Origin of the sequence: Pseudomonas sp. KCJK9016, assembly GCF_046231795.1 — a bacterium.
GTDB classification, from domain to species: Bacteria; Pseudomonadota; Gammaproteobacteria; order Pseudomonadales; family Pseudomonadaceae; genus Aquipseudomonas; species Aquipseudomonas bananamidigenes.
In genome coordinates, this window is the sequence record NZ_JBJJMM010000013.1 from 52,701 (window position 1) to 69,248 (window position 16,548).

The following is a 16,548-nucleotide window of genomic DNA, read 5'->3' on the forward strand; positions in this document are numbered from 1 at the left end:
GTGGGAGCGAGGCCCTCATGAACAACGCTCTGACCCAGTTGCAGCCCTACCCGTTCGAAAAGCTCCGCGCCCTGCTCGGCAGCGTCACGCCAAACCCGGACAAGCGCCCGATCGCACTGTCCATCGGCGAACCGAAGCACCGCTCGCCAAGCTTTGTCGCCGAGGCGCTGGCGAACAATCTGGATCAGATGGCGGTGTATCCGACCACCCTTGGCATTCCGGCCCTGCGCGAAGCCATCGCCGCCTGGTGCGAGCGTCGTTTCAACGTACCGAGTGGCTGGATCGACCCGGCGCGCAACGTGCTGCCGGTCAACGGCACCCGTGAAGCGCTGTTCGCTTTCACCCAGACCGTGGTCAATCGCGGCGAAGACGCACTGGTGGTCAGCCCGAACCCGTTCTATCAGATCTACGAAGGCGCGGCGTTCCTCGCCGGCGCCAAGCCGCACTACCTGCCATGCCTGGATGAAAACGGCTTCAACCCGGACTTCGATGCGGTATCGCCGGACATCTGGAAGCGCTGCCAGATCCTGTTCCTGTGCTCGCCGGGCAATCCGACCGGCGCGCTGATTCCGGTCGAAGTGCTGAAAAAGCTGATCGCCCTGGCCGACGAATACGACTTCGTGATCGCCGCCGACGAGTGCTACAGCGAGCTGTACTTCGACGAGCAGACACCACCGCCGGGCCTGCTCAGCGCCTGCGCGGAACTGGGTCGCAAGGACTTCAAGCGTTGCGTGGTGTTTCACAGCCTGTCCAAGCGCTCGAACCTGCCGGGCCTGCGCTCGGGCTTTGTTGCAGGTGACGCCGAGATCCTCAAAGGCTTCCTGCTGTACCGCACCTACCACGGCTGCGCGATGCCGGTTCAGACGCAACTGGCCAGCGTTGCCGCGTGGAACGATGAAGTGCATGTGCGCGCCAACCGTGCGCTGTATCGCGAGAAGTTCGATGCCGTGTTGGCCATCCTCGGCCCGGTGATGGACGTCCAGCGTCCGGATGGCAGCTTTTATTTGTGGCCGAATGTGCAAGGTGATGATGCAGCGTTCTGCCGTGATCTGTTTGCCGAAGAGCACGTAACCGTGGTGCCGGGTTCGTATCTGTCCCGGGATGTCGACGGCGTCAACCCGGGCGCCGGTCGTGTGCGCATGGCTCTGGTCGCACCGCTGGCTGAATGTGTGGAAGCGGCCGAACGCATCCGCGATTTCGTCCTGCGTCACAAGTAATGCCTGAGCGCCCGGGCCGGGTGATCCGGCACGGGCGCCTTTTGCATCCGGTTACAGATCGCTCAACTATTTACACCCATCTGCCTGTCGGCCAGACGTTAGTCTTGAGCCGCGCACAGCCGTGCGCCCTCGCGAACCAACTTCAAGGAAGAAGTCGACATGAACGATCTGTTGGATTGTCAGCTCATTCAGTGGCCCGATGATCAAGCCGCCTACATCGCAGCCATCAACGAAAACCCGGCCAATGCCGGCCAGCGTTCCGGCACTCGCCGCAAACGCTCCGTACTCCATTACTCAAAGCTGTGGGCCAATGGCCGCACACTGAAAATCGCCTTCATGGACGCTCCCGATGCAGAGCACAAGGCGAAAATCATCTGCGCCGCCAGCCGGTGGTTGCCGTACATCAACCTCAAGTTCGATTTCGTCGACGATTTGCAAGGCGATATCCGCATTGCCACAAAAAACAACGACAACAGTTCGATGCTGGGCACCGACGCCCTGCTGATCCACCCCGACCATCCCACCATGAATCTGGGGGTCAAACCGGAACATGAAGACTTCGAGGTGATCGTCATCCACGAATTCGGCCACGCACTGGGTGCGATGCACGAGCATCAACACCCGAAAGCCAATATTCCGTGGGATAAGCCAAAGGTGTATGAGTTCTACAAGAACCGTGAAATGAACCCGCTGACCGAGGAGCAGGTCGACAGAAACCTGTTCGCGTCCTTCGACACACTGGATGCGATCTACACCACCTACGATCGCAGGTCGATCATGCACCACCCGGTCGCCAACACATTGACGGTGGGCGACTGGGAAGTGCCGATCAACCGCAAAATCAGCAAGAAGGACAAACGCCTGATGAGACTGCTTTATCCCGGGTAACTTTCCCTATTTGACCTGCCCCAGATTCGCCTCACTCAAGTCAAGTTCACCCAACACTTCACGCAACACGTCGTCGCCGATCTGGTGTTGACGACTCAGGCTGTACAACTCAAGACGCTGCGCGCGCAGCGCCTTGAGTCGTAAACGGCGCTCAAGCAAGTCCATCTGAAAGGCCAGCGCCTGAGCCTCGACAGAGTCATTGAAGACTTCAAGCTGATGACGGTACTCCGACATGATCCGCGCCTTGAGCTCCGCCGACAGTGCGGCTTGCGCGGCATCCTGCGGATTGACCTCTTCGACCTCCAGCGCATGGATCGCCGCTTCGGCGGTCTTGCGCCAGGCATCACGGACTTCCTGGCGGCGTTTGTCGTCGGGGCTTTTCTGGATCCCGCGCAACAGCAACGGCAACGCAATGCAGGCCGCCACCAGCGACATCAGGATCACCCCGGCAGCGATGAAAATCAGCAGGTCGCGCTCGGGAAAGGCCTCGCTGCCCATCAGCATCGGCACCGACATGACGCCTGCCAGCGTCACCGCGCCACGCACCCCGCCGACGGTCAGCAACCAACAGGAACGAGCCGTGGGCACCTGGGTCAGTTCGCCCTTGCCGCGCAACCGCCGCAACAACACCGACAGACGCCAGATGCTTTGTACCCAGATGAAACGCAGCAGCACCAGCGCCAGGAAAATCGCCACCACGTCGAGGCAGCGGTAGAACAGGGTCGGCCACAAAGAGGTTTCGTGGCTGACCACGGCCTTGATGATGTCCGGCAGTTGCAGGCCAAGCAGCAGGAAGATCAATCCGTTGAAGGCAAACTCCAGCAACGACCAGACACTGCGATTGAGCAAGCGGGTGCTGGTCTGGCGCGGCAGCAGGTCGAGCCAGCTCTGCATCATCCCCGCCGCCACGGCCGAGAGAATGCCCGACGCGCCCAGTCGTTCGGCCAGCACATACGCGGCGAACGGCAGCAACAACATGAACACCACGTGAGTGGCGGGGTCATCCCAGCCCCGGGCGATCATCCAGGCGCGCAAACGGCCCACCAGCCAGCTCAGCGCCACCCCCAATGCCAGTCCTCCGACCGCTACCAGCACGAACGTCAGACTGGCATTGGCCAGCGAGAATGCACCAGTGACTGCCGCAACCAGGGCGAACTTGAACGTCACCAGACCCGAAGCATCGTTCATCAACGCTTCGCCTTGCAGCATGTGCATCAGCGGCGTCGGCAGGCGGTTCTGCGATATGGCCGACACGGCCACGGCGTCGGTCGGCGACAGCACCGCCGCCAGTGCGAAGGCCACCGGCAACGGAATCGTGGGCAACAACCAGTGAATAAAGTAGCCGGCACCGACCACCGTAAACAGCACCAGACCGACCGCCAGCGTCAGCACCGGCCCGCGCAGACGCCACAACTCACGCTTGGGCATGCGCCAGCCATCGGAAAACAACAGCGGCGGCAGGAACAGAAACAGAAACAGTTCGGGATCCAGCGCCACATGCAGGCCCAGAGTCGGCCAGGCCAACAAGGCACCGGCAGCGATCTGCACCAGCGGCAGCGGCAGTGGAATCACCCGTCCCACCAGGCGCGAGACGCTGACCAGCATCAGCAGGATCAGGACGGTATAAGCGGTTTGCATAAAGCGGAAATCCCGGACAATCGACAGCGTTGAACTGCCATATTAGCCGCTTGGGCTGTGGCTGACCGTTGCACCTATGTCGCAGGCCCCACTGCAAAAGCAACCTCGGCGCCGCGAAACCGTCTGGTCATGGCATAATCCGACACCATTTTTTCCCAGCACCTGTAAAGGGGACGATTCCTTGACCGTTTCAAGCAAAACGTTGCACCTTTTCGGCATCAAGGCCTGCGACACCATGAAGAAGGCGCGCACCTGGCTCGATGAACACGCTGTCAGCTACGATTTTCACGATTACAAGACCGCCGGCATCGACCGTGAACACCTGACCCGATGGTGCGACGAACACGGCTGGCAAACGGTGTTGAACCGCGCAGGCACGACCTTTCGCAAGCTCGACGACGAACGCAAAGCCGATCTCGACCAGTCGAAAGCCATCGAACTGATGCTCGCTCAACCCTCGATGATCAAGCGCCCGGTGCTCGATCTCGGCGACCGAACCCTGATTGGCTTCAAGCCAGATATCTACGCGGCCGCGCTCAAGTAAGCAGCCCGTCACTTTTCGCAGAGGTATTCACATGTCCAAATCCCTGTTCAGCCTGGCCTTCGGCGTCGGCACTCAAAACCGTCAAGGCGCATGGCTGGAAGTGTTCTACGCCCAACCGCTGCTCAACCCGTCCGCTGAACTGGTCGCAGCGGTCGCGCCGATTCTCGGTTACACCGAAGGCAACCAGGCCATCGCTTTCACCAACGCACAGGCTGCGCAACTGGCTGAAGCGGTAAAAAGCGTTGACGCGGTACAGGGCAAGTTGCTGACCCGCCTGGCCGAAAGCCACAAGCCGCTGGTCGCCACCCTGCTGGCCGAAGACGCTCAGCTGACCTCCACGCCAGAGGCGTACCTGAAGTTGCATCTGCTGTCCCATCGTCTGGTCAAGCCGCACGGCGTGAGCCTGGCCGGGATCTTCCCGCTGCTGCCGAACGTGGCCTGGACCAGCCAGGGCGCCATCGACCTGAGCGAACTGGCCGAGCTGCAACTCGAAGCCCGTCTGCGTGGCGAGCTGCTGGAAGTGTTCTCGGTGGACAAGTTCCCGAAAATGACCGACTACGTGGTACCGGCCGGCGTACGTATCGCTGATGCCGCACGTCTGCGTCTGGGCGCCTACGTGGGCGAAGGCACCACCGTGATGCACGAAGGTTTCATCAACTTCAACGCCGGCACCGAAGGCCCGGGCATGATCGAAGGCCGTGTCTCCGCTGGCGTGTTCGTCGGCAAGGGTTCGGACCTGGGCGGCGGCTGCTCGACCATGGGCACCCTGTCGGGCGGCGGCAACATCGTGATCAAGGTCGGCGAAGGCTGCCTGATCGGCGCCAACGCCGGTATCGGCATCCCGCTGGGCGACCGCAACACCGTCGAGTCGGGCCTGTACGTGACCGCCGGCACCAAAGTCGCACTGCTGGACGAAAACAACAACCTGGTCAAAGTCGTGAAGGCGCGTGAGCTGGCCGGCCAGACCGACCTGCTGTTCCGTCGCAATTCGGAAACCGGTGCCGTGGAATGCAAGACCCACAAATCGGCGATCGAACTGAACGAAGCGCTGCACGCTCACAACTAAGCAGCACATTGACCGGTGTGGGAGCGAGCCTGCTCGCGAAGCTTTTGGCGTCCATAAGGACGCCTTCGCGAGCAGGCTCGCTCCCGCAAGGTTTTGTGTACACCCGCCCAAGTTCACAGGGCTGAACAGATGATGATCCCCTCCCCCTGGCGCGCCGATTTCCCGGCCATCGCCGCCCTGCAACGGCAGGACCAGACCTATCTGGACAACGCCGCCACCACGCAAAAACCCCAGGCCCTGCTCGACGCGCTGGCGCATTACTACGCCAATGGCGCAGCCAACGTGCACCGTGCGCAGCACTTGCCCGGCGCTCACGCTACGCAGGCGTTCGAGGACAGTCGCCTGAAGGTCGCGCAGTGGCTGAATGCCGGTGACAGCGGGCAGATCATCTTCACCCACGGCGCCACCAGTGCGCTGAATCTCCTGGCGTACGGCCTGGAGCATCTTTTCCATCCGGGCGATGAAATTGTCATCAGCGCCCTGGAGCATCACGCCAACCTGCTGCCGTGGCAGCAACTGGCACAACGTCGCGACCTGAAACTGGTGATCCTGCCGCTGGACGATGACGGTGTGATCGACCTCGCCGCCGCCGTTCACCTGATCGGTCCGCGCACCCGTCTGCTGGCGGTCAGCCAATTGTCCAATGTGCTCGGCGCGTGGCAACCGTTGCCGGCGCTGCTGGCGATGGCCAAGTCGCACAATGCGCTGACCGTGGTCGATGGTGCTCAAGGCGTGGTCCATGGCCGCCATGACGTGCAGGCCCTGGGTTGCGACTTTTACGTGTTTTCCAGCCACAAGCTGTACGGCCCCGATGGCCTCGGCGTGCTGTTCGGGCGCAACCAGGCGCTTGAGCGACTGCGCCCGTGGCAGTTCGGCGGCGAAATGGTGCTGGAAGCCAATTATCACGAATCCCGTTTCCGCCCTGCGCCGCTGGGTTTCGAAGCGGGCACGCCGCCGATCGCCAGCGTGATCGGCCTCGGTGCGACCCTCGACTACCTCGCGGGACTGGATCTGGACGCGGTGGCCGCCCACGAAGCCGCGCTGCACAACTACCTGTTGCGCGGCCTCGCCGCCCGCAATGGCATTCGCCTGCTGGGCAAGCCACAACTGGCGCTGGCCAGTTTTGTCGTCGAAGGCGTGCATAACGCCGACCTGGCGCACTTGCTGACCGAACAGGGCATTGCCGTGCGCGCCGGGCATCATTGCGCGATGCCGTTGCTCAAGCGTTTCGAACTGGCCGGGGCGATCCGCGTGTCGCTGGCGCTGTACAACGATTCCGAAGATCTGGAGCGCTTCTTTGACGCGCTGGATCAGGCGCTGGAGTTGTTGCGATGAGCCTGCCGGCCGAGGCTGCCGAAGCCCTGCAAACCTTTCAGAATGCTGCCGGCTGGGAACAACGGGCGCGCCTGCTGATGCAGATTGGTGATCGCCTGCCGCCGTTGAGCGATACGGACAAGTGCGAGGCCAACCGGGTGCACGGCTGCGAAAGTCAGGTGTGGCTGGTCGGGGAGTTCCGCGATGGCCGCTGGCAGTTCGCGGCGAGCAGTGATGCCCGGATGATTCGCGGGTTGGTGGCGTTGTTGCTGCTGCGGGTCAACGGTTTGTCTGCCGCTGAGTTGCAGCAAATCGATCTGCCAGATTGGTTTAATCAACTCGGCCTGTCGCGGCAACTATCGCCTTCTCGCAGCAATGGCTTGAATGCCGTGCTCAAGCGGATGAATGAGTTGGCTGGTTAATCGCTTTCGCGAGCAGGCTCGCTCCCACATGTGAATGCATTCCAATGTGGGAGCGAGCCTGCTCGCGAAGAGGCCTTGAGGCGCCACATCAAGCCTGAGGCTTGACCCGATCCGCCGGCCGCCGGACGCCCGCGACAATCTTGTCCACGGCCTTGGTCGCCGCAACCATGCCGAACGTCGCCGTCACCATCATCACCGCGCCAAACCCGCCGGCGCAGTCCAGCTTCACGCCATCACCGACAAAACTCTTCTGCAGGCAGATGCTGCCATCCGGTTTCGGATAGCGCAGCTGTTCGGTAGAGAACACGCAAGGCACGCTGTAGTGACGGGTCACGGTGCGCGAAAAACCGTAGTCGCGGCGCAATGTAGAGCGCACTTTCGAGGCCAGTGGATCATTGAAGGTGCGGTTGAGGTCGCAGACCTGAATCAGCGTCGGATCGATCTGCCCGCCGGCGCCGCCGGTGGTGATGATCTGGATCTTGCGGCGCTTGCACCAGGCGATCAGCGCAGCCTTGGCGTTGACGGCGTCGATACAGTCGATCACGCAGTCGATATCCGGCGTGATGTACTCGGCCATGGTGTCGCGGGTGACGAAATCGGCCACGGCGTGCACCTTGCAGTCCGGGTTGATCCCGCGCAGACGTTCGGCCATCACCTCGACCTTGGGCTTGCCGACGGTGCTGTCCAGTGCATGCAACTGCCGGTTGGCATTGCTGACGCAGACGTCGTCGAGATCGAACAACGAGATTTCGCCCACCCCGCAACGGGCCATGGCTTCCGCCGCCCAGGAACCGACGCCGCCTACGCCGACAATCGCCACGTGGGCGGCGCGCAGACGCGCCATTCCCTCAACGCCATACAAACGGGCGATGCCTGCAAACCGCGGATCTTCTGTACTCATGACCATTACCCCAAAAACCGGCGCGCATTATAGGGCCACGCAGCGACAAGTTTTAAGCTTCGAGCTACAAGTGTAAGAACTTAAGTCAAAGTGTATTGCCCAACGTCCGGCATTTCCCTGTCTGTTGTAGGACTCGGCGAACTGCCGGTGTAGGATGCGCGCCCTCAGGCGTCAACCAGCCGACCCTTCGTTCCACAGACCTTGGAACCCGACACAGCTATGTCATCGCGTAAATTTGGACTCAACCTGGTGGTGGTTCTGGCAATCGCCGCCCTGTTCACCGGTTTCTGGGCGCTGATCAACCGCCCCGTCTCCGCGCCGAACTGGCCGGAGCAGATCTCCGGTTTCTCCTATTCACCGTTCCAGCAGGGACAATTCCCGCAGAAGGATCAGTATCCGTCCGACGATGAAATGCGTCGGGACCTGGAGATCATGAGCAAGCTGACGGACAACATCCGCATCTACTCGGTCGACGGCTCCCTGCAGGACATCCCGAAGCTGGCTGAAGAGTTCGGCCTGCGCGTGACCCTGGGCATCTGGATCAGCCCGGATCAGGAACGCAACGAACGGGAAATCACCCGCGCCATCGAACTGGCCAACACTTCGCGCAGCGTTGTTCGCGTGGTGGTCGGTAACGAAGCGATCTTCCGCAAGGAAATCACCGCCGAACAACTGAGCGTGCTGCTCGACCGCGTGCGTGCCGCCGTGAAAGTACCGGTCACCACGTCCGAGCAATGGCACGTCTGGGAAGAGCACCCGGAGCTGGCCAAACACGTCGACCTGATCGCCGCCCACATCCTGCCCTACTGGGAATTCATTCCGGTGGACAAGGCCGGGCAGTTCGTTTTCGACCGCGCCCGCGACCTGAAAAAGATGTTCCCGAAAAAGCCGCTGCTGCTGTCCGAAGTGGGCTGGCCGAGCAACGGCCGCATGCGCGGTGGCGCCGATGCGTCGCCGGCGGATCAGGCAATCTACCTGCGCACGCTGGTCAACAAACTCAATCGCCAGGGCTTCAACTACTTCGTGATCGAAGCGTTCGACCAGCCGTGGAAGGCCAGTGACGAAGGCTCGGTAGGCGCCTACTGGGGCGTGTTCAACGCCGCACGCCAGCAGAAATTCAACTTCGAAGGCCCGGTGGTGGCGATCCCGCAATGGCGCGTGCTGGCCATCGGTTCGGTGGTGCTGGCGCTGTTGTCGCTGACCCTGCTGATGATCGACGGCTCGGCCCTGCGCCAGCGCGGTCGTACCTTCCTGACCTTTATTGCATTCCTGTGCGGGTCGGTGCTGGTGTGGATCGGTTACGACTACAGCCAGCAATACAGCACGTGGTTCAGCCTGACAGTGGGTTTCCTGCTGGCGCTCGGTGCGCTGGGGGTGTTTATCGTGCTGCTGACCGAGGCCCATGAACTGGCCGAGGCGGTGTGGATCCACAAGCGTCGCCGCGAATTCCTGCCGGTGGTCGGCGATTCGGACTACCGCCCGAAAGTGTCGATCCATGTGCCGTGCTACAACGAGCCGCCGGAGATGGTCAAACAGACCCTCAACGCCCTGGCCAATCTCGACTATCCGGACTTCGAAGTCCTGATCATCGACAACAACACCAAGGATCCGGCGGTTTGGGAACCGGTGCGCGACTATTGCGAAACCCTCGGCCCGCGCTTCAAGTTCTTTCACGTTTCGCCCCTGGCCGGTTTCAAGGGCGGCGCGTTGAACTACCTGATCCCGCACACCGCCAAGGACGCCGAAGTGATCGCGGTGATCGACTCCGACTACTGCGTGCACCCGAACTGGCTCAAGCACATGGTGCCGCACTTCGCCGACCCGAAAATCGCCGTGGTGCAGTCACCGCAGGACTATCGCGACCAGAACGAAAGCACTTTCAAGAAGCTCTGCTACGCCGAATACAAAGGCTTCTTCCACATCGGCATGGTGACCCGAAACGACCGCGACGCGATCATCCAGCACGGCACCATGACCATGACCCGTCGTTCGGTTCTGGAAGAACTGGGCTGGGCCGACTGGTGTATCTGTGAAGACGCCGAACTGGGCCTGCGGGTATTCGAAAAAGGCCTGTCGGCGGCGTATTACCATGACAGTTACGGCAAAGGTCTGATGCCGGACACCTTCATCGACTTCAAGAAGCAGCGTTTCCGCTGGGCCTACGGTGCGATCCAGATCATCAAGCGTCACACCCGCAGCCTGCTGCGGGGCAAGGACACTGAACTGACTCGCGGCCAGCGCTATCACTTCCTTGCGGGCTGGCTGCCGTGGGTGGCGGACGGCATGAATATCTTCTTCACCGTCGGCGCGTTGCTGTGGTCGGCGGCGATGATCATCGTGCCGCAGCGGGTCGATCCGCCATTGCTGATCTTCGCGATCCCGCCGCTGGCGCTGTTCATTTTCAAGGTCGGCAAGATCATCTTCCTCTACCGTCGCGCCGTGGGCGTGAACCTCAAGGACGCGTTCTGCGCCGCACTGGCGGGCCTGGCGTTGTCGCACACCATCGCCAAAGCGGTGCTGTACGGTTTCTTCACCAGCAGCATTCCGTTCTTCCGCACCCCGAAGAACGCCGATAACCACGGCTTCTGGGTGGCGATTTCCGAAGCCCGGGAAGAGCTGTTCATCATGCTGCTGTTGTGGGGCGCGGCGCTGGGGATTTTCCTGGTGCAGGGCATTCCGAGCAACGACATGCGTTTCTGGGTGGCAATGCTGCTGGTGCAGTCGCTGCCATACGTGGCGGCGCTGATCATGGCGTTCCTGTCGTCGCTGCCGAAACCGGCGGCAGCGCCTGAACCGGCACCTGTCGTCTAATTCCTCGACGAAGCACTAAACGGCGGCCAATGGTCGCCGTTTTGCTTTAAGATAACCGCCATTTTGCGGGGCCAAGACCCCGATGGCCTGCCACTAGACCTGTGGAGCGAGCTTGCTCGCGATGAGTCCGTCACATTCAACACTTATGTTGAACAGGACATCGTCATCGCGAGCAAGCTCGCTCCCACATTTACAGCATCCGGAGTTTTCCATGACGGCCCACGCCGACCTCTCGCCGACCCTCCAACTGGCCATCGACCTGATCCGCCGTCCGTCCGTGACGCCGGTCGACGCCGATTGCCAGACGCAGATGATGCAGCGCCTGGGCGATGCCGGTTTCCAGCTGGAACCGATGCGCATCGAAGATGTGGATAACTTCTGGGCGACTCACGGTAAAGGCGACGGCCCGGTGCTGTGCTTCGCCGGTCACACCGACGTGGTACCGACCGGACCGGTGACCGCGTGGCAGATCGACCCGTTCGACGCGGTGATCGACGAGCACGGCATGCTCTGTGGCCGTGGCGCGGCGGACATGAAAGGCAGCCTGGCCTCGATGACCGTGGCCGCCGAACGCTTCGTCGCCGACTACCCGGATCACAAGGGCAAGGTTGCGTTCCTGATCACCAGCGACGAAGAAGGCCCGGCGCATCACGGCACCAAGGCTGTGGTCGAGCGTCTGGCAGCCCGTAACGAGCGTCTGGACTGGTGCATCGTCGGCGAGCCATCGAGCACGGCGCTGGTGGGTGACGTGGTGAAGAACGGTCGTCGCGGCTCCCTCGGCGCCAAACTGACCGTGCGCGGTGTGCAGGGCCATGTGGCCTATCCGCACCTGGCGAAGAACCCGATCCACCTCGCCGCGCCGGCCCTGGCCGAGCTGGCTGCCGAGCATTGGGATCACGGCAACGATTTCTTCCCGCCGACCAGTTTCCAGATCTCCAACGTCAACTCCGGCACCGGCGCGACCAACGTGATTCCGGGCGATCTGGTGGCGTTGTTCAACTTTCGTTTTTCCACCGAGTCGACGGTCGAAGGCCTGCAAAAGCGAGTCGCCGACATCCTCGACAAACACAACCTGGACTGGCACATCGACTGGGCGTTGTCCGGTCTGCCGTTCCTCACCGAACCGGGCGCGCTGCTCGATGCCGTGTCGTCGAGCATCAAACAGATCACCGGCCGCGAGACCAGGGCGTCCACCAGTGGCGGCACGTCCGATGGCCGCTTCATTGCCACCATGGGCACCCAGGTGGTTGAACTGGGCCCGGTCAACGCGACCATTCACCAGGTCAACGAGCGTGTGCTGGCTTCCGATCTCGATTTGCTGACCGAGATCTACTACCAGACCCTGATCAAGTTGCTCGCCTGATGCTCTCGTGCCCGATCTGCAGTGAACCGCTGAACGCGGTGGACAACGGCGTGGTCTGCCCCGCCGGCCACCGCTTCGACCGCGCACGTCAGGGTTACCTGAACCTGCTGCCGGTGCAGCACAAGAACAGTCGCGATCCCGGCGACAACCAGGCCATGGTCGAGGCCCGCCGCGACTTCCTGAACGCCGGGCACTATGCGCCGGTGGCCAGGCGCCTGGCGGAACTGGCGGCGGGTTATGCGCCGGCCCGTTGGGTCGATATCGGTTGTGGCGAGGGCTACTACACCGCGCAGATCGCCGAAGCCTTGCCGGACGCTGACGGCTACGCGCTGGACATCTCGAAGGAAGCGGTCAAACGCGCCTGCAAACGCAATCCGACGCTGACCTGGTTGATCGCCAGCATGGCCCGGGTGCCGCTCGCTTCCGGCAGTTGCCAATTCCTGGCCAGCGTCTTCAGTCCGCTGGACTGGGAGGAGGCCAAGCGTCTGCTCAGCGTCGGCGGCGGCCTGATGAAAGTCGGCCCGACCAGCGGCCATCTGATGGAACTGCGCGAACGCCTGTACGACGAAGTGCGGGAGTACACCGACGACAAGCACCTGGCCCTGGTGCCGGAGGGCATGGCGCTGGTCCACAGTGAAACACTCGAATTCAAACTGACGCTGGACAAGCCCGAGGATCGCGCCAACCTGCTGGCGATGACGCCTCACGGCTGGCGCGCCAGTGCCGAACGCCGTGCGGCGGTGATAGAACAGCCTGAGCCGTTCGTGACCACCGTGTCGATGCGCTACGATTATTTCGTTCTTCAATAACTTTTGGACTCGGGCAAGTAGCCCGGGGCCGGCTAAATCCGCGAATGGATTTTTCAGACCCGCAGTGAGGATATCCATGCGCCAACCGGACATCGAGATTTACCTGAAAGACGCCGACGTCGACCACAAGGCCATTTCCACCTGGCTGGGCGCCGCCCTCGGCCCATGCAGCGACTGGGAACAGAAAGGCCAGACCTGGAAGTGCAAGGCCGGCAACATTCCGGTGACCTGGCTGCCGAAAGCCGTGGGCAAGTGGAACAGCCTGTACCTGGAAAGCGATGAAACCCCGTGGGACGACGACATCGCCTGCGCCCGGGCCGCTTTCGCCGCGCTGAACGTCGAAGTGCGCTGCGCGCCTGGCAGCTGGGTCGAGGAGGAAGGTGAGGAATCGGCCGATCGCTGGATCCGGATCAGCGCCGATGGTGAAGAAGAAATCACCTGGAAAACTGCGTAACAGACAATGCACAAAACCTGTGGGAGCGAGCTTGCTCGCGATGGGGCCCTTTCAGTCAACAATGATGCTGAATGTCAGCCTGCTATCGCGAGCAAGCTCGCTCCCACAGAGTTTTCGGTGTTCTGAAGATTTGCGTTACAGACCTACAACGTCTTCGGCCTGCAACCCCTTCTGCCCTTCCACCACCGCGTATTCGACCTGCTGACCTTCGGTCAGCGAACGGTGGCCTTCGCCGCGGATCGCGCGGTAGTGCACGAACACGTCCACCCCGTCTTCGCGCTGGATGAAGCCGTAGCCCTTGGCATCGTTGAACCACTTCACGCTGCCGGTTTCACGTGTTGCCATCTGTTCATACTCCTTTTTTATTATTGAACAGGCTTTTCGCAGGAAAGCCTTTGCGGAACGTCAGCCTGCGTCCGACGTCCATAAAAGGGCCCCGGCGACAGACCGCCGAGTATATGACAGGCGACGAAACTCTCAACAGGAGATTACTTCGCCGCTTTTTTGCCGATTTTCGAGTAATCCGGCAAACTGTCGCGCCTACCGAGCATTTGCTCGGTTTCTTCAACTCACGCAGAAGCCGTATGACCCGTTCCCCGTTCCGCCGTCTTGTTTTTGGCACCTTGCGCCGACTGTTGTATCTCTGGGTTCGCTCCGAGACGATCAACCAGTCGTCGTTCACCCTCAACCTCGACCGCAGTCGTCCGGTGTTCTATGTCCTGCAAAACCCTTCGCTGACCGATCTGGCCGTGGTCGACACCGAGTGCACCAAGGCCGGCCTGCCGCGCCCGGTGCTGCCGGTGTCCGTGGGTTCATTGATCGAACCGGCGGCGTTCTTTTATCTGACGCCGGACCCGGACTGGCTCGGCCGTCAGGACAAACGCGGCGCACCGCCGACGTTGACCCGGCTGGTCAGCGCCCTCAGCCAGAATGCCGCCGAAGACGCGCAGATCATTCCGGTCAGCGTGTTCTGGGGCCAGTCGCCGGACAGCGAAAACAGCCCATGGAAACTGCTGTTCGCCGACAGCTGGGCGGTCACCGGGCGTCTGCGCCGGCTGTTGAGCATCATCGTGCTGGGACGCAAGACCCGGGTGCAGTTCTCCGCGCCGATCCACCTGCGCGAACTGATCGAACACAACAAGGGCCACGAGCGCACCGTGCGCATGGCCCAGCGGATCCTGCGAGTGCACTTTCGCAACCTGAAAGCGGCGGTGATCGGCCCGGACATTTCCCACCGGCGCAATCTGGTCAAGGGCCTGCTCAACCAGCCATTGGTCAGGCAGGCCATCCTCGACGAAGCCGAGCGCGAGAACATCTCCCTGGAAAAAGCCAAAGCCCAGGCCCTGCGCTACGGTAACGAGATCGCTTCGGATTACACCTACACCGCGATCCGCTTTCTGGAAGTGGTATTGAGCTGGTTCTGGAACAAGATCTACGACGGGATCAAGGTCAACCACATCGAAGGCGTGCAGAAGGTCGCCCCGGGTCACGAAGTGATCTACGTGCCGTGCCACCGCAGCCATATCGACTACCTGTTGCTCTCCTATCTGTTGTTCCGCAACGGTCTGACCCCGCCGCACATTGCCGCCGGGATCAACCTCAACATGCCGGTGATAGGCGGTCTGTTGCGTCGTGGCGGCGCGTTCTTCATGCGGCGTACGTTCAAGGGCAATCCACTGTACACCTCGGTATTCAACGAATACCTGCACACCCTGTTCACCAAAGGGTTTCCGGTCGAGTACTTCGTCGAGGGCGGGCGCTCGCGCACAGGGCGCATGCTCCAGCCGAAAACCGGGATGCTGGCGATCACGATGCGCAGCTTCCTGCGGTCCTCGCGGATGCCGATCGTGTTCGTGCCGGTGTACATTGGCTACGAGCGCGTGCTTGAAGGCCGGACTTACCTCGGCGAACTGCGTGGCGCGAGCAAGAAGAAAGAATCGATCTTCGACATCTTCAAAGTCATCGGTGCCCTCAAACAGCGCTTCGGCCAGGTGGCGGTGAACTTCGGCGAGCCGATCAAACTGGCGCAATTCCTCGACAGCGAACAACCGGGCTGGCGCCAGCAGGAACTGGGCCCGCAGTACAAGCCTGCGTGGCTCAACGAAACCACCAACCGTCTCGGCGAGAAAGTCGCGCAGCATCTGAACGAAGCAGCGGCGATCAACCCGGTCAATCTGGTGGCGCTGGCGCTGCTGTCGACCACTCGCCTGGCACTGGACGACCGCGCCATGGCGCGAGTGCTGGATCTGTACCTGGCGCTGTTGCGCAAAGTCCCGTACTCGCCGCACACCACCCTGCCTGAGGGTGATGGCCGGGCGCTGATCGAACACGTGAAGGACATGGATCTGCTGTCCGAGCAGAACGATGCACTGGGCAAGATTCTCTATCTGGACGAGCAGAACGCCGTCCTGATGACCTACTACCGCAACAACGTGCTGCACATCTTCGCCCTGCCGGCGTTGCTGGCGAGTTTCTTCCAGAGCACTTCGCGCATGAGCCGCGAACAGATCCTGCGCTACACCCGCGCGCTGTATCCGTACCTGCAGGCGGAGTTGTTCATCCGCTGGAGCCTGGAAGAACTGGATGCGGTGATCGATCAGTGGCTGGAGGCCTTCGTCGAACAAGGCCTGCTGCGCTTCGAGAAAGACGTTTACCTGCGCCCCGCTCCAAGTTCACGGCATTTCGTGCTGCTGACCCTGCTGTCGAAGAGCATCGCCCAGACCCTGCAGCGCTTCTACATGACGGTATCGTTGCTGCTCAACGCCGGTCAAAACGCCCTCAGCGCCGAAGAACTGGAAGATCTGTGCACGGTCATGGCCCAGCGCCTGTCGATCCTGCATGGCCTGAACGCGCCCGAGTTCTTCGACAAGAGCCTGTTCCGTCACTTCATCCAGACCATGCTCGACCTCGATGTGTTGCGTCGCGACGAAGCAGGCAAGTTGAGCTATCACGAACTGCTCGGCGAACTGGCCGAAGGTGCAGCCAAACGGGTACTGCCGGCGGAAATTCGTCTGTCGATCCGTCAGGTGGCCTTGCATCGCAGTGAGGATGCGGCCGATCAGCCCGCCGCCTCCACGCAAAACGACTAGATTGCTACAGGCGTCAGGCTTTTTCTGGCGCC

The 16,548-nt window shown here is 61.7% G+C and carries 14 protein-coding genes; 11 read left to right on the plus strand and 3 right to left on the minus strand.

All coding sequences use genetic code 11. The annotated features are described in order from the left end of the window. The first annotated feature begins 17 nt into the window (after positions 1–17). Complete coding sequence (gene dapC, locus ACK6BI_RS14715; protein ID WP_409317632.1) at positions 18–1,217, plus strand: succinyldiaminopimelate transaminase; 1,200 nt, start codon at positions 18–20, stop codon at positions 1,215–1,217. Between the two features lie 159 nt (positions 1,218–1,376). Further along, entirely contained in the window at positions 1,377–2,105 is a 729-nt protein-coding gene (locus ACK6BI_RS14720) for a M12 family metallopeptidase (protein WP_409317633.1), read from the plus strand. Between the two features lie 6 nt (positions 2,106–2,111). Here ACK6BI_RS14720 and ACK6BI_RS14725 read toward each other — a convergent pair whose 3' ends face one another. Continuing rightward, positions 2,112–3,743 (minus strand): Na+/H+ antiporter, encoded by a 1,632-nt coding sequence (locus ACK6BI_RS14725; RefSeq protein WP_409317634.1) that lies wholly within the window; start codon positions 3,741–3,743, stop codon positions 2,112–2,114. 181 nt (positions 3,744–3,924) lie between these two features. On the opposite strand from ACK6BI_RS14725, the gene ACK6BI_RS14730 reads away from it, so the two are divergent. From ACK6BI_RS14730 to ACK6BI_RS14745, 4 genes are all read left to right on the plus strand, one after another. Further along, entirely contained in the window at positions 3,925–4,287 is a 363-nt protein-coding gene (locus ACK6BI_RS14730) for an ArsC family reductase (RefSeq protein WP_047601306.1), read from the plus strand. 31 nt (positions 4,288–4,318) lie between these two features. Then, on the plus strand, positions 4,319–5,353 hold the full coding sequence (dapD, locus tag ACK6BI_RS14735) for a 2,3,4,5-tetrahydropyridine-2,6-dicarboxylate N-succinyltransferase (RefSeq protein ID WP_409317635.1): 1,035 nt from the start codon (positions 4,319–4,321) through the stop codon (positions 5,351–5,353). A 129-nt stretch (positions 5,354–5,482) separates the two neighbouring features. Further along, positions 5,483–6,688 carry an aminotransferase class V-fold PLP-dependent enzyme gene (locus tag ACK6BI_RS14740; protein WP_409317636.1) on the plus strand — a complete coding sequence of 402 codons (1,206 nt, stop codon included), beginning with the start codon at positions 5,483–5,485 and terminating at the stop codon, positions 6,686–6,688. Continuing rightward, positions 6,685–7,089: a SufE family protein gene (locus tag ACK6BI_RS14745; RefSeq protein WP_409317637.1), complete on the plus strand. Its 405-nt coding sequence runs from the start codon at positions 6,685–6,687 to the stop codon at positions 7,087–7,089. The genes ACK6BI_RS14740 and ACK6BI_RS14745 overlap by 4 nt, the downstream gene beginning before the upstream one ends. Before the next feature lie 88 nt (positions 7,090–7,177). On the opposite strand, the gene tcdA is transcribed toward ACK6BI_RS14745, so the two are convergent. Continuing rightward, entirely contained in the window at positions 7,178–7,996 is an 819-nt protein-coding gene (gene tcdA / locus ACK6BI_RS14750; RefSeq protein WP_260522373.1) for a tRNA cyclic N6-threonylcarbamoyladenosine(37) synthase TcdA, read from the minus strand. A gap of 213 nt (positions 7,997–8,209) precedes the next feature. On the opposite strand from tcdA, the gene ACK6BI_RS14755 reads away from it, so the two are divergent. The 4 genes from ACK6BI_RS14755 (at position 8,210) to ACK6BI_RS14770 (ending at position 13,427) form a co-directional block, all read left to right on the plus strand. After that, positions 8,210–10,801, plus strand: coding sequence for a glycosyltransferase (locus ACK6BI_RS14755; protein WP_409317638.1), 2,592 nt, complete (start codon positions 8,210–8,212; stop codon positions 10,799–10,801). 211 nt (positions 10,802–11,012) lie between these two features. Beyond that, positions 11,013–12,164 carry a succinyl-diaminopimelate desuccinylase gene (gene dapE / locus ACK6BI_RS14760; RefSeq protein WP_409317639.1) on the plus strand — a complete coding sequence of 384 codons (1,152 nt, stop codon included), beginning with the start codon at positions 11,013–11,015 and terminating at the stop codon, positions 12,162–12,164. Next, positions 12,164–12,973, plus strand: a complete 810-nt coding sequence (locus ACK6BI_RS14765) for a putative RNA methyltransferase (protein ID WP_409317640.1) — start codon at positions 12,164–12,166, stop codon at positions 12,971–12,973. Before dapE ends, ACK6BI_RS14765 begins: the two co-directional genes overlap by 1 nt. Before the next feature lie 76 nt (positions 12,974–13,049). Further along, entirely contained in the window at positions 13,050–13,427 is a 378-nt protein-coding gene (locus tag ACK6BI_RS14770; protein WP_409317641.1) for a hypothetical protein, read from the plus strand. A 135-nt stretch (positions 13,428–13,562) separates the two neighbouring features. Here the strand turns inward: ACK6BI_RS14770 and ACK6BI_RS14775 are convergent, their stop codons facing one another. Further along, a complete protein-coding gene (locus ACK6BI_RS14775; RefSeq protein ID WP_077044286.1) occupies positions 13,563–13,772 on the minus strand; it encodes a cold shock domain-containing protein in 210 nt (69 codons plus the stop codon). Between the two features lie 239 nt (positions 13,773–14,011). On the opposite strand from ACK6BI_RS14775, the gene plsB reads away from it, so the two are divergent. After that, positions 14,012–16,516: a glycerol-3-phosphate 1-O-acyltransferase PlsB gene (plsB, locus tag ACK6BI_RS14780; RefSeq protein WP_409317642.1), complete on the plus strand. Its 2,505-nt coding sequence runs from the start codon at positions 14,012–14,014 to the stop codon at positions 16,514–16,516. Positions 16,517–16,548 lie beyond the last annotated feature (32 nt).

Bases quoted from the DNA above. Each gene is read 5' to 3' on its own strand.
- dapC (WP_409317632.1), top strand. From the start codon at position 18: ATGAACAACGCTCTGACCCAGTTGCAGCCCTACCCGTTCGAAAAGCTC.
- ACK6BI_RS14720 (WP_409317633.1), top strand. From the start codon at position 1,377: ATGAACGATCTGTTGGATTGTCAGCTCATTCAGTGGCCCGATGATCAA.
- ACK6BI_RS14725 (WP_409317634.1), bottom strand. From the start codon at position 3,743: ATGCAAACCGCTTATACCGTCCTGATCCTGCTGATGCTGGTCAGCGTC.
- dapD (WP_409317635.1), top strand. From the start codon at position 4,319: ATGTCCAAATCCCTGTTCAGCCTGGCCTTCGGCGTCGGCACTCAAAAC.
- ACK6BI_RS14740 (WP_409317636.1), top strand. From the start codon at position 5,483: ATGATGATCCCCTCCCCCTGGCGCGCCGATTTCCCGGCCATCGCCGCC.
- ACK6BI_RS14745 (WP_409317637.1), top strand. From the start codon at position 6,685: ATGAGCCTGCCGGCCGAGGCTGCCGAAGCCCTGCAAACCTTTCAGAAT.
- tcdA (WP_260522373.1), bottom strand. From the start codon at position 7,996: ATGGTCATGAGTACAGAAGATCCGCGGTTTGCAGGCATCGCCCGTTTG.
- ACK6BI_RS14755 (WP_409317638.1), top strand. From the start codon at position 8,210: ATGTCATCGCGTAAATTTGGACTCAACCTGGTGGTGGTTCTGGCAATC.
- dapE (WP_409317639.1), top strand. From the start codon at position 11,013: ATGACGGCCCACGCCGACCTCTCGCCGACCCTCCAACTGGCCATCGAC.
- ACK6BI_RS14765 (WP_409317640.1), top strand. From the start codon at position 12,164: ATGCTCTCGTGCCCGATCTGCAGTGAACCGCTGAACGCGGTGGACAAC.
- ACK6BI_RS14770 (WP_409317641.1), top strand. From the start codon at position 13,050: ATGCGCCAACCGGACATCGAGATTTACCTGAAAGACGCCGACGTCGAC.
- ACK6BI_RS14775 (WP_077044286.1), bottom strand. From the start codon at position 13,772: ATGGCAACACGTGAAACCGGCAGCGTGAAGTGGTTCAACGATGCCAAG.
- plsB (WP_409317642.1), top strand. From the start codon at position 14,012: ATGACCCGTTCCCCGTTCCGCCGTCTTGTTTTTGGCACCTTGCGCCGA.